Source organism: Fibrobacter sp., from assembly GCA_024398965.1.
In the GTDB taxonomy this organism is placed as follows: Bacteria; Fibrobacterota; Fibrobacteria; order Fibrobacterales; family Fibrobacteraceae; genus Fibrobacter.
Genome location: JAKSIF010000001.1, coordinates 81,308 through 94,009, shown reverse-complemented (window position 1 = coordinate 94,009; position 12,702 = coordinate 81,308). Strand labels below are relative to the sequence as shown.

General features: G+C 51.3%; 9 protein-coding genes. 7 read left to right on the top strand and 2 right to left on the bottom strand.

What is annotated here, in order from left to right; translation table 11 throughout:
* Window positions 1-45 precede the first annotated feature (45 nt).
* The 6 genes from MJZ26_00375 (at window position 46) to MJZ26_00350 (ending at window position 8,030) form a co-directional block, all read left to right on the top strand.
* Window positions 46-1,851, top strand: coding sequence for a TolC family protein (locus MJZ26_00375; protein ID MCQ2104221.1), 1,806 nt, complete (start codon window positions 46-48; stop codon window positions 1,849-1,851).
* Between the two features lie 3 nt (window positions 1,852-1,854).
* Complete coding sequence (locus MJZ26_00370) at window positions 1,855-2,853, top strand: efflux RND transporter periplasmic adaptor subunit (protein MCQ2104220.1); 999 nt, start codon at window positions 1,855-1,857, stop codon at window positions 2,851-2,853.
* 16 nt (window positions 2,854-2,869) lie between these two features.
* Window positions 2,870-4,021: an ABC transporter permease gene (locus MJZ26_00365; protein ID MCQ2104219.1), complete on the top strand. Its 1,152-nt coding sequence runs from the start codon at window positions 2,870-2,872 to the stop codon at window positions 4,019-4,021.
* Window positions 4,014-5,204, top strand: a complete 1,191-nt coding sequence (locus MJZ26_00360; protein MCQ2104218.1) for an ABC transporter permease — start codon at window positions 4,014-4,016, stop codon at window positions 5,202-5,204. Before MJZ26_00365 ends, MJZ26_00360 begins: the two co-directional genes overlap by 8 nt.
* A gap of 125 nt (window positions 5,205-5,329) precedes the next feature.
* Window positions 5,330-7,243: a T9SS type A sorting domain-containing protein gene (locus tag MJZ26_00355; GenBank protein ID MCQ2104217.1), complete on the top strand. Its 1,914-nt coding sequence runs from the start codon at window positions 5,330-5,332 to the stop codon at window positions 7,241-7,243.
* A gap of 70 nt (window positions 7,244-7,313) precedes the next feature.
* Entirely contained in the window at window positions 7,314-8,030 is a 717-nt protein-coding gene (locus tag MJZ26_00350) for a zinc metallopeptidase (GenBank protein ID MCQ2104216.1), read from the top strand.
* A gap of 63 nt (window positions 8,031-8,093) precedes the next feature.
* Here MJZ26_00350 and MJZ26_00345 read toward each other — a convergent pair whose 3' ends face one another.
* The gene (locus MJZ26_00345) at window positions 8,094-9,707 is read right to left on the bottom strand and encodes a segregation/condensation protein A (protein ID MCQ2104215.1); all 1,614 of its coding nucleotides are present in this window, start codon (window positions 9,705-9,707) and stop codon (window positions 8,094-8,096) included.
* A gap of 128 nt (window positions 9,708-9,835) precedes the next feature.
* A complete protein-coding gene (glmS, locus tag MJZ26_00340) occupies window positions 9,836-11,662 on the bottom strand; it encodes a glutamine--fructose-6-phosphate transaminase (isomerizing) (GenBank protein MCQ2104214.1) in 1,827 nt (608 codons plus the stop codon).
* 127 nt (window positions 11,663-11,789) lie between these two features.
* Between glmS and MJZ26_00335 the strand changes: the two genes are divergently transcribed.
* Window positions 11,790-12,695: an FKBP-type peptidyl-prolyl cis-trans isomerase gene (locus tag MJZ26_00335; protein MCQ2104213.1), complete on the top strand. Its 906-nt coding sequence runs from the start codon at window positions 11,790-11,792 to the stop codon at window positions 12,693-12,695.
* Window positions 12,696-12,702: the final 7 nt, after the last annotated feature.

Sequence of the window (12,702 nt, the reverse complement as noted above, 5' to 3'; positions counted from 1 at the left end):
TTTGGTATAGTCGCCCTAAAACTCATTTTTTATCTTATTTCCCGTATGAAAAACATTAAGTGGTTAGCAGCATGTATGGCGGTGGTTCCCGCTTTGGGAATGCCGATTTCCTTGCAGGACGCCATTGATATGGCCCGTTCCAGCAATTCGCAAATCAAGGCGGAAAAGGCAAAGGTCGAAATGGCTGAAAGCGGCCAGACCGAGGCTCGCTCCCGTTTCTTGCCTTCGTTGACATTGACGGCAAGTGTTACAAAGATCAACGATCCCATTACCATCGACCTGAGTTCCCTGCAGGCTCCTCTCAGCGAAATCGCTGGGGCGGCAGCATACTCCAAGGCCTATCTTTCTGTGTATAATGAGGCTTACAAGCAAACCTACCAGCAGGCTTACGATGGTGCTGTGCAGCAGATGGTTGCCGCCGGCATGCCGGAAGCTACTGCCAAGGAACAGGCCAAGGCAGCGGTGGATGCGAAAGCGGGCGATATCTGGAGTGGAGTGGTTGGAAGCAAGGATGTGAACGACATGGCCCAGCAGAAGGCCGATGAGTACGGTTCTGGGGCCTCCGCCAAGATTGACAAGTCTGATGACTTCAGGATGAAGGTTCAGGACGATGTATTCTTTAACGCAAGGCTCACTGCCATCTGGCCTTTGTTTACTGGTTTTAAGCGTACCGCGGCCTATGACGCTGCCAAGGAAAACGTAAACGCCCGAAAGGCTGCTTTCGACATGGCTCAGAATACGGTTCTGATGGACGTGGCTACCAAGTATTTCACCTTGCGCCTGGCAGAAGAATTGACTGTCATGCGCGAAAATACCAAGAAGAATCTTGAGGAACATTTGGAACGTTCCAAGAAACTCGAGGAAGGCGGCCAGATTAGCAAGGCAGAACGTTTGCGTGCAGAGGTGGCTCTTGCCGAAGCAGAAAACGCCCTGGAAGACTCCTATCGTGACCAGAGCCTTGCTCGAATGGCTCTTGCAAGTTTGCTCCATACGGATACAAGCCTTACGGCAATTACACCGGTAATGGCTCCAGAACAGACTCCTTCCATGGAAGAATTTAAGCAGTTGGCCTTGGATAAGCATCCGGGACTTCGCCAACTCCGTACGGAGCGAAAGCGCAGCCAGGATGCAGTTAGCGCTGCTCGTGGTGACTATTATCCCATGGTAGCGTTATTTGCCTATAAGGAACTTTACACTCGTGACTTGACTATCCTGGAGCCGGAATGGGCTGTGGGTGCCAAGCTCCAGTGGGATCTGTTCAAGGGAGGGGAGACCCGTTCCAAGGTGACAAACGCCAAGGCCATGGATAGGTCCCTTGCCAGCATGGAAGAACAGACCATGGATAACATCGGCCTTCTGGTAGAAAAACGTTGGCGAGAAAAGGAACATGCCCAGAGCCGCTTACAGAGCCTGAAGAAAACTCGTGAATTGGCCGAGGAGGCTCATCGTAGTCAGACCCTGGCATACGAAGCCGGCCTTGCAACTGGCTTGGATGTTGTTGATGCAGAGCTTGCTTTGTCCCGTTTGCAGGTCGCCGACTTGAAGGCTCATTATGACGCAGTAATTGCATGGCTTGGTCTGCTGGAGGCAAGTGGTGAAGTTGTTAATGCGGGATCCATGCTGAAAGATTTGAAACCTGTTGATACTCAGGAACCGGAAAAGATTGCTGAACCGGTGAATGCCGTAGCGGAACCGGCTCCGGTTGTCGAGAATGCGCCGCAGGAAACACCTGCCGCTGATAAAACTGCAGAAGTCCCTGCTGCCGGAAATGTTCAGGAAACTGCTGCACCGGAGAATGTGCAGCCGGCTGTTGCAACCGAGAATGCAAACGAAGGAATTAAAGAGGAGTAAAGAATGAACGTCATCAAGATCTTGGGAAAGGTTTTCGTCGTTTTGTTGTTGATCGCCTTGATTGTTTTTGGCGTCATGACATTGCAGAAGTTTGCTACAGAACCTCGTGAAGCCTACTTGCAAGGGCAAATGGAAGCCCGCCGTGTTCTTGTGGCAGGAAAGGTTCCTGGCCGTATCGAGAACCTGTTCTTCCGCGAAGGGGACATGGTAGAAAAGAATGCCATTGTTGCTGTTATCAGCAGCCCTGAAATTGAGGCAAAGAAGATGCAGGCTCAGGGTGCTCTTGGTGCAGCCCGTGCCCAGGCAAGCAAGGCGAAGAACGGCGCCCGTTCCGAAGACGTTACTGCATTGAAGGCCATGGCCGATCGAGCCCAGGAGGCTGCAAACCTGGCAAAGAATACCTATGACCGTGTTCAGAAACTTTATAATGAAGGTGTGCTTCCCCTTCAAAAGCGCGATGAGGCTGAAACCCAGATGAAGGCTTCTCAGTCCGCCGCTGATGCAGCCAAGGCTCAGTACGACCAGGCTCTTGCCGGCGCCCGCTCCGAAGACAAGGCTGCTGCAAATGCCCTGGTGTTGCAGGCCAAGGGCGCCAATGCCGAAGTGGACGCCTATCTTGAAGAAACAAAGATTCGCGCTCCCATCGCAGGCGAAGTTTCCGTAAAACTGGTGGAAGAAGGCGAGGTTGTTGGCTCCGGAATGCCTGTGGTTGCCATTACCGATCTTGAAGATTCCTGGGCAGTGTTCCATGTTCGTGAGGACATGCTTAAGAATGTTTCCAAGGGCAAGACGTTCATGATGTTCATTCCTGCTCTGGATACCCAGGTGGATATGGAAGTTTCCTACATCGCATCTGTCGGCGATTACGCAACCTGGCGCAGTTCCAAGGAAAGTGGTGGCTTTGACTTGAAGAGCTTTGAAGTCAGAATGCGCCCCACCAAGAAAGTTGAAAACCTTCGTCCGGGTATGAGTGTTCTTTTCCCGTTGGATCAGATCAAGTAATTAGTCAGGTTAACCTGTGCTGAAAGATTTTTTCAGAACAATCCGCAAGCTCTATTTCAGTCATAATCTTGTGTTGTGGCTGATTATGCTTGTTTTGCCTGTGGGCGTCTCCGTCTTTATGGTGGGGGTGTTTTCCGCTGAAATCATCCAGCATATTCCGGTGGGAATTGTAAAGCAGGATCGAAGCCAGCTGGCTGATGAATTGGAACAAGGCCTTAGGGCAAGTCCTGTTATTGATGTAAGGCTGGTTTGTGCGGAACTTTCGGAATGTGAACATGCGGTAGTCCGCGGTGACCTGCAGGCGTTCATTGTGCTGCCCTATGAAATGGAACGTCGCGCCCTCCGTATGGAAACACCTGTGGTTCCCATTTATTCCAGCGGGCAGAACTACCTGACCAATACCTTTGCCACAAAGGAAATCCGTACGGTGTTCTCCACCATCGGGGCGAATATCTTCACGAAATCTATGGCAGAGCCTGTTCGTGTCCAGCTGCAGTCCGTGGGCAATACCAGCGGAAACTACCAGGGCTTCCTCGGGATGGGCCTTGTTACAGCGGTGTTCCACTTGGCAGCCATTCTTGTTGCGGTCTACATCATGAGCTATCCGTTCCGCGATAGGCGCGTCAAGGAATTTCTGGACGCCGCCGGCGGTTCCCGTGTTGTTTTGGGCCTAGCCTCCATCTTGCCGCTAGTTGTCATCCTGTGGCTGTCGCTGATGGCTGTGTACGCCTATACCCATCGGTTCCTTACGCCCATGACGTTGGATGAGTTCATTGTGGTGTCCGCAGGCCACCTGGCGATGGTTCTAGCTTGTACAGGCTTGGGTGCGGCTTTTGTCGGGATTACAGGAAACATGCGTATGTCCTCCAGTGCCGCCGGCGTTATCGCAGGCCCGGCCTTCGCTTTCGCCGGGCAGACCTTCCCGCTGATGGCCATGCCCTTTGCGGTTCGCTGCTTTGCCTTTATGTTGCCCCTGACCCATATCCTGAAGGCTCAGGCGGCCATGTTGCTTGGTCCCATCGGTAAGGCTCATGCGTGGGAATCCATTGAAATCCTGTTGGGCATGGCCTTGTTCTGGCACCTTCTTGCTGGCCGTCTAATGTTTATGCGCTGGAAACGGGCTGCAAATCATGAATCTGCTGGCGTCGAGGAGGTTGACGATGATTGATCTCTTTAAGCGCTTGTTCAAGGTTGCCTTTGCGGAATGGAAACTGTTCTATACGGATCCTGCCGCCATGCTGCTGCTTGTGGTGGCTGGTGTACTTTACGCTTTCTATTATCCAACTCCTTACATGAACCAGACGGTGACTAAGGCTCCCGTGGCTGTTGTGGACTTGGATCATACGGTCATGTCTCGCCAGTTAACGCAGATGTCCGCTGCCGCTCAGCAGATCGATGTTCGTTACATCTATTCGGATATTCGCGAGGCAGAAGAGGCCTTGGCCCGCGAAGATATTTTCGGCTTCATGGTCATTCCCCAGGACATGGAAAAGACATTGCGCAATGGCGGCGACGTGGATGTGAATGTATTTACCCATGGGGCTTACGTGATGCTCCATGGCAATATCGGGACAGCCTTTACCACATGCGCCCTTACTGTTGGAGCAACTACAAAGGTGAAACGGATTGCCTTGGGCAAGAAGGCCCCGGCAGCCAAGGCCATGGCAATGCGAGATCCTGTTCCTATCAGTATCCAGACCATGTATAACAACACGGGCAGCTATTCCAATTATGTTGTCCCAAGTGTGCTGGTTCTTATCTTGCAACAGACGCTGGTGATAGGTATCTGTATTCTCGGTGGCGCCCGCGCTCACAGAAAGTTCCGAGGCAAGTTCCGGGATAGCGTTGTGGAAAACGAAAAGATGCCCTACCGCTATTTTGGCCGTTCCTTTGCCTATTTTGTTCATTACTGTTCCTTTATCCTTTTCTACCACTTTGTCATCTACAATGTGTTCAGCTTCCCCCGTCGTGGGGAAGTCCTTCCAATGGTGGCTTTTGCCATTGTGTTCCTTTTCTCCACCATCAATTTCGGGATGGTTCTTTCTCAGGTTTTTCTCCGTCGAGAATCCAGCATGCAGCTGTTTTTGTACATGAGCATCCCGATACTTTTCCTTGCCAACTTTAGCTGGCCTTCCTATTTGATTCCTGCCTGGATGAAAGGGCTGTCCTGCATTTTGCCTACAACTTTTGCGGTTCCTGCCTGGCTTGCCATAGAACAGCGTGGCGCTGATATCTACGATGCGGCTTCCCTGTTGTATCCCCTGGCCATACAGGCGGTATTCTACCTGCTCTTAGGATTGGTTTTGACCCGCATTAGGGATAAGACTGGCTTAAAAACCGGTGATATGTAGAGAGTCGTGTTGGCCGAATGACAACGCTTTGAAATGTTCTGATATTTTTTTCAGGACATTTTTTGTTTTTCTGTATATTTTAATACAAACGACCGATTGGTTGGAAGGATGTTTGGAGTGTGTTTATGAATAAAAAATCCCTATTGGGTCTGGTGGCCGGCTTTGGATTGCTTTCTTCCTTTGCTCAGGCAGAAATATCTATTTCTGTTGATGCAACTGCAGGTGTCAAGAAAATATCGCCCTATCTTTACGGCAAGAACATAGACAAGGTTAGTGCAGATAGTGCCCGTATCAGTGAGGAAGATCGGGCTTCCATAGATTTGATGAACGAGGCTGGCGTCAGGTTTATCCGAGCCAATTACGGGAACAATTCTACCCGCTATAACTGGCGTAAGAAAATGACGGTGCATCCGGACTGGTACAACAATGTGAATCCGGTCGACTGGGATATTACCGCAAAGAAAATCCAGGATGAAATGCCCGGGACCGATGCCATGTATGCATTCCAGCTTACGGGATATGCGGCAAGTACCAATAAGTATAATTTCCCGGATTGGGATTTTTATATCAATCATGACAACAAGTGGGCCCAGGCTACTTTAGACCTTGCGGGTGGTGGCGAAGTTGCCGATGATGGCAAGACCCTCATCAAGGCTGGCGATTATAGCCTGTATAATGAACCCTGGCCTGCAGATTCTACAGTCGGAATTATTGGCCATTGGAAAGACGAACTCCAGTACGACATGAAACGCTTCCAGTACTGGAGTATGGATAACGAAATGGAAATCTGGGCTGGCACCCATAGCGACCTGCAGCTGGACGTGACCGGCGACTTTTTGGTGGAACGCTACGTGGACGTGGCCAAGAAGGCCCGTGCCGCCTGGCCCGATATCAAGCTCACCGGTCCTGTGGTAGCCAATGAATGGTACTGGTGCTCCATCGCCTACAAGGGCGGAACCTCTGGCCGCATCAAGAAGGACGCCTCCGGCGAGGAACGCGACTATTGTTGGCTGGAGTACTTTATCAAGAAGGTGGCCGCAGAACAGAAGGCCTCGGGCAAGCGCCTGTTGGACGTGCTGGATATCCACTGGTATCCTTCCGAAGAAAACTACGCCGACCAGGTGCAGTGGCATCGCGTGTTCTTTGACACCAGCTACGTTTATCCTGGCGCCAACAGCATCAAGCAGGTGAACGGCGGCTGGGACGAAAAGATTACCAGGGAATTCATCTTCAAGCGCATCAACGATTGGCTGGACCAGTACTTCGGCGAAGGTCACGGCATTACCCTGGGACTTACCGAGACAGACCTGGGCGGCAGCGGAGACGCCATGACCACCGCCATTATTTATGCGTCCTGGCTTGGAACCTTCATGGACAACGGCGTTGAAATCTTTACGCCCTGGTCCTGGCGCGAGGGCATGTATGAAGTATTGCACCTGTTTAGCCGCTATGGTCATGAGAATCGAGTTCAGTCTGTGTCCTCCAATGATTCTATCGTATCCGCCTATACCTCTGTGAATCCTTCAATGGATTCCATGACAGTAATTCTGGTGAACCGTTCCGAAAAGGAAACTCAGCAGATTTCCTTGGACGTGAAGGGGTTGAAGAACGTAAATGCCGGGGTGACAACTCTTACCTTGGCGGGTCTTTCCGGGGAAACCTTTGAATCTCACAAGGTGAACGCTCTTAAGAGTGGTGCCTCTTCCATTGCGGAAGGCAAGGTGTCCATTGAGCTTCCTGCAAAGTCCATTACCGCGGTATTGCTTGGTGCGGAAGCCCAGACTGGCCTAAGTAAATCCCCGCGTATCGCAGCCTCGGGAAAGATCTTTGGACAGGGTAACCTGTGGTTTGTGGATAATTCATTTGGCAATGTAGAATCCGTCAAGATAATCAGCGCGTTGGGAAAGGTTGTTGTAAACCTTGAAAATCTTGCCAGGGGCAATGTATCCCTGCAGACAGATCGTTTGCCGAGGGGTTCGTATATCGTTCGCACGCAGTCTACCGGTGGAGTGGCAAATCACAGGATTGCTGTAAAATAACTGATGAATTAAAAATATTTGTTGATGAACGGGCAGGTTTCATGCCCGTTTCTTTTATACATTTATGTATATGATGTTCGATCCTTTATATATGACGATTCTTGTGGTTACGCTAGCCCTTTCTGGTGGTGTTTCCATGATGGTGAAATCCCGTTTCAAGGCTGGCCAGAAAGTGGCTATTTCCAGCGGTCTGACAGGGGCTGATGTGGCCAAGGCTATCCTAATGGATGCTGGCATTACAGATGTCCAGGTATTGGTGCATAGCGGTTTTTTGTCCGATCATTACAATCCGCTGAACAAGACCTTGAACCTGTCCAAGGAAGTTTATTACGGCCGTAGCGCTAGTGCTGCTGGTGTTGCCGCACATGAAGTTGGCCATGCCATTCAGCATGCCCAGAATTATTTCCCCATGTGGTTGCGTTCTGCCATTGTTCCTGCTGCAAATATCGGTTCCAATTTGGGTCCCTGGCTGGTTATTCTTGGAATCGTCCTGATGAGTGCAGGCCGAGCTCTCGGATATTCCCTGGCCATTGTGGGTGTGTTGCTTTTCGCCTTGGCTACGCTCTTTACCCTGGTTACAGTTCCTGTAGAGTTTGATGCGTCTAGCCGAGCCAAGAAAGCTCTTGCCCGCATGGACATTGTCGCCCAGGGCCGTGAATATAATGCGGTAAGTGGAGTGCTCTTTGCTGCAGGCCTTACCTATGTGGCTGCAGCCATTGGCTCCATTCTTCAGCTGTTGTACTGGGCTTATCGAGCGGGCTTGCTTGGCGGTCGCAATGACGATTAGATTTTCACTTTGAAATCGATTTTAGTATTAAAAAAGAAGCACCGCAAAGGCGGTGCTTTTTCGTTAGTCTTTCTTGCCGAAGTTCTTTGCGCTTCTGGTTAGATAAGCGATGTATTCGGCGTCGGTCATTTCGTTTCCAGCGAAGATAGGGCCTTCATCCTCTTCCTCTTCAGATTCCTGGGGCTTTTGGACTGTGGGGATGTCTTCGTCAGAAGAGGAACGGACTTCGACTGTCGTAGATTCGAACGTTGCAGATTCTATTGTCGGAGTTGCGTCTAATTCTTGGGGTGTTTCTGCGGCTGTAGAGGGAACCTCGCCGTTTCCACCGTTGTTGTAGAATTCCTGGGCCTTACGCATGAATTCTGCAAATTCTTCGTCGGACATCTGCTGGTCTGCAGAGGAAACTTCACTCTCTTCAAGTTCGTCCTCGTCCATGAATTCGGCAAGGCGTTCAACAACCGGTTCTTCAGGGGTTTCGGTGTTGTCTTCTTCGGACACTTCTGTTACGGATTCTTGCTTGATTTCGGTTGCGGAATCTGTGACAGGGGTGGCGCCTTCAGCCGGAATGACTCCTTCAACAGGCGTGGCGGCTTCGGCAGGTGTTGCAGGTGCTGTAGCGGGCTGTCCATTTGCAGCCTGTTCTGCGGCTTCGTCTTCCTTCATCATTTCGGCGAAGGGGTTCTCCAGAACGTCGGACATGTCCACCTTGCCTTCTAGCATGGCGGTAAGGTCTTCCTCGGAAACGTTGCGGCCGTGTTCAGTCCACTGAACCGCTTCGCGCATGACTGCGGCCAGGTCGCCAACGGTCTGTTCCTTGGAACGTGCCATGGCCTGATTGCGGATTGCTTCCACAAGGCCGGGCTTGACGTCGGGATCCTTGCTGAAGAATACGGTTTCGCGGGCCATTTCGTCGGCGAATTCCGCATTGTTCTTTTTACGGTAAATCCAGATAGGGCCGAAAAGTTCACTTTGACGGAAAACGATTTCGTCTGTCTTGATCATTTCCAGCATGGCCATGAAGGTAACGGCTGCCACGATGGGGTGGGAGTCGTTATCCAGCAGGTCTTCGAACAAGGCCCTGCCGTTTACGCTTAGGTAGTTGTTGATGGCCTGCTGGCGGTCCTGAATGGTGACGTAGTCCAATTCAATGTGGTGGACTGTGTCGGAAATCTTTGTCTTGAGGCTCTTCTGGTAGGCTCTAAAGAGCTGCCAGATATTTGCGTCTGCCAGGGTGTCTTCGTCGGACTGGGTCTTTTCCAGTCGTCCGCGGGAATAGGTACCGAAGTTTTCGCCTTCCATTTCCTGAAGTCCGCTGGCCACCTGCTTGAATCGCTGGTATTCAAGCATTTCCTTCATGAGTTGTTCGCGGTCCTCGTTGTATTCCGCTTCCATCTCGGGATCGCGTTCTTCTGCAGGGAGCAGTTCCTGGACCTTGAGGGCCATGAGACGGCTTGCCATTGAGAGAAAGTCGCCTGCCTTGGAAAGGTCCATTAGGGCGGATTCGCTATAGACGTTAACCCATTTCAGGAACTGGTCGGCAATTTCTGCAATGGAAATCTGCTCCAGGGGAACTTCTTTCTTTTGGACAAGATACACCAAAAGATCCATAGGGCCATTGAAGGCTCCTATGCGGACCTCGTATTCGTCTTGTTCCAAAACTTCCTGTTCCACTTCCATGAAAAATAAATGTAGAAAATTCTCTAGTTTCTAATCCCTAGTTTAGGGGCTAGGGCGGAAGGATGCTTGTGCTCGCAATTTCAGAGCAAACTCTGACGCTGCGTTCGCGTTACGCATATCACTAACCGCTATTCCACCGTTACGCTCTTGGCCAGGTTACGGGGCTGGTCCACATCGTTGCCGCGAAGCACTGCGATGTGGTAGGCCATAAGCTGCAGAGGAATGCAGGTAAGGATGGGCATTAACATGCTGCTGGTCTTGGGGACCTTGATCAAGTGGTCTGCAATTTCATCCAGCGGGTGGCAATCTTCGGTGGTGATGGCGATAACCTTGCCACCGCGGGCCTTGATTTCACGAACGTTGCTGATGACCTTGTCGAAGAGGGCGTCCTTAGGAGCGATAACCACCACCGGCATGTTTTCGTCGATGAGGGCAATGGGGCCGTGCTTCATTTCTGCAGCAGGGTAGCCTTCTGCATGAATGTAGCTGATTTCCTTGAGCTTCAGAGCGCCTTCCATGGCCACAGGGTAGTTGTAGTGGCGACCCAGGTACAGGAAGTTGGTTGCCTTTGCGTACTTCTGGGCGATGCCTGCAATCTGGTCGGAAAGTTTCAAAGTCTGCTCTGCCAAATCCGGAAGTTCCTGCATAGCCTTGACCAGGTCAGCGCCGCCTTCGAAGGAAAGCCTACGCTGGCGACCCAGCAAGAGGGCGATCATGGCGAGAACGGTAACCTGGGATGTGAAGGCCTTGGTGCTGGCAACGCCGATTTCGGGACCGGCATGGAGGTATACGCCGCCATCGCTTGTACGGGCGATAGTAGAGCCGACTCCGTTACAAATGGCAAGGGCGGTTGCTCCCTTCTGCTGGGCTTCCTTAAGGGCAGCAAGAGTATCTGCGGTTTCGCCGGACTGGCTGATGGCGAGAACAAGGGTGCCCGGCTTGATAATGGGGTTTCTGTAGCGGAACTCGGAGGCGTATTCCACTTCAACAGGAACGCCTGCCAAGTCTTCGATCATGTATTCGCCAACCATACCGGCGTAGTAGCTGGTGCCACAGGCGGTAATAATGATTCGGTTGATGTTTCGCAGTTCCTTGATGTTGGTGTCGAGGCCTGCGAGCTTTGCATTGCCTTCGGCAAACATGAGGCGGCCGCGCATGGTGTTGCGAAGAACTTCGGGCTGTTCAAAGATTTCCTTTAGCATGAAGTGGGCGAAACCGCCCTTGGCGATGGCGTCGGCATCAAATTCAACGTCTTGAACTTCGTGCCGGACTGGCTGGCTGTTGGTGTTCAGCAGAGCGTAGTTGCCGTTCTTGATTTCAACCACGTCGTTATCATCCAGGTATACCACTTTCTGGGTGTGGCTGATGATGGCGGAAACGTCGCTAGCCAGGTAGAATTCGTTTTGGCCAATGCCGAGAATCAAGGGGCTGCCTCGGCGTGCGCCAATCATGGTTTCGGGTTCTTCAGTGCAGATGACTGCCAAGCCGAAGGTTCCTTCAATCTTGGAAATTGCCTTCAGTACGGCGTCCTTGAGGTTGCCCTTGTAATACTTTGCAATCAAATGGGACACGACTTCGGTATCGGTCTCGGACTTAAATTCAATGCCTTCGGCCTGCAAACGCTTCTTTAAGACAGCGTAGTTTTCGATAATGCCGTTATGTACGATGGAAATCTTTCCGTCGAAACTGGTGTGGGGATGTGCGTTCTGCTCGGTAGGGGCTCCGTGGGTTGCCCAACGGGTGTGGGCGATGCCCATATGTCCAAAGACCGGACTTGCGGAAAGCTTTGCTTCCAAGGCGCTGATCTTGCCCGAAGCGCGGACTGTGCTGATTTTCCCATCGTTGTAAATAGAAATACCCGAGCTGTCGTAGCCGCGATATTCCAGTTTTTTGAGACCTCCCACGAGAATGGGAAGTGCTTCGCTTTGGCCGATGTAGGCAACAATTCCGCACATATGCAAAAACCTCTTTTTATTACAGGGTTCTAATATATGAAAAACTTTTGATAAAAAATTTTACAATTGGTCCTTTTGCTGTTCAATTTGTTATTTTTCACATCGTCTAACAAAAAAGAGGAATATTATGAACAAAAAAATGATTGTTGCCGCAGGTGCTCTCGCTCTCGCCATGACTGGTTGTGACCAGCTTTGCAATGGCGGTGCCGCAAAGACTAAGACTACTCTCGTTACCGATAAGGATAAGTACAGCTACGCTCTCGGTGCTCACTTTGGTAACCAGGCTCATTTCCAGTTGGTCACCCGCGACTCCATCGATTTGGATATCGACGTTTTCATTCAGGCTTTCAAGGAACGTTATAACGAAGATTCCGCTCATTTCCTGATGAACGATTCCATCATTTTCCAGACTCTGACCGACCTTTCCCAGGCTCGTCAGGCTGAAAAGGCCGCCAAGGATAGCATTGCTGCCGAAAATAACAAGGCTGCTGGTGAAGCATTCCTTGCTCAGAACAAGACTGCCGAAGGCGTTGTTACCACTGAATCTGGCCTTCAGTACAAGGTAATTACCGAAGGTAAGGCCGATGGCGCAACTCCGACTGATGGCCATATCGTCAAGGTTCACTACACCGGTACTCTTCTGGACGGCACCAAGTTCGACAGCTCTGTCGACCGTGGCGAACCTCTGGAATTCCCCATCAACGCCGTGATTCCGGGTTGGACCGAAATGCTCAAGCTCATGAAGGTTGGCGAAAAGGTTGCCGCATGGATTCCTAGCGATATCGCTTACGGTCCTCGTGGTCGTGCTCCGCAGATTCCGGGCAATAGCGTTCTCGTATTCGAAATGGAATTGATCGATACTCATTCTGCAGAAGAACCCAAGGTCGAAGAACCTAAGGCTGAAGCAAAGCCGGCTCCCAAGGCTGCAAAGAAGGCTGCTCCCAAGGCTGAAGCAAAGCCCGCTGCTGCTGCCGCTCCTGCCGCAGCACCCGCTGCCGCACCTGCTGAAGCTGCTCCCGCTGCAGCAAACTAATTCGCGT

Bases quoted from the DNA above. Each gene is read 5' to 3' on its own strand.
- MJZ26_00375 (MCQ2104221.1), top strand. From the start codon at position 46: ATGAAAAACATTAAGTGGTTAGCAGCATGTATGGCGGTGGTTCCCGCT.
- MJZ26_00370 (MCQ2104220.1), top strand. From the start codon at position 1,855: ATGAACGTCATCAAGATCTTGGGAAAGGTTTTCGTCGTTTTGTTGTTG.
- MJZ26_00360 (MCQ2104218.1), top strand. From the start codon at position 4,014: ATGATTGATCTCTTTAAGCGCTTGTTCAAGGTTGCCTTTGCGGAATGG.
- MJZ26_00355 (MCQ2104217.1), top strand. From the start codon at position 5,330: ATGAATAAAAAATCCCTATTGGGTCTGGTGGCCGGCTTTGGATTGCTT.
- MJZ26_00350 (MCQ2104216.1), top strand. From the start codon at position 7,314: ATGATGTTCGATCCTTTATATATGACGATTCTTGTGGTTACGCTAGCC.
- MJZ26_00345 (MCQ2104215.1), bottom strand. From the start codon at position 9,707: ATGGAAGTGGAACAGGAAGTTTTGGAACAAGACGAATACGAGGTCCGC.
- glmS (MCQ2104214.1), bottom strand. From the start codon at position 11,662: ATGTGCGGAATTGTTGCCTACATCGGCCAAAGCGAAGCACTTCCCATT.
- MJZ26_00335 (MCQ2104213.1), top strand. From the start codon at position 11,790: ATGAACAAAAAAATGATTGTTGCCGCAGGTGCTCTCGCTCTCGCCATG.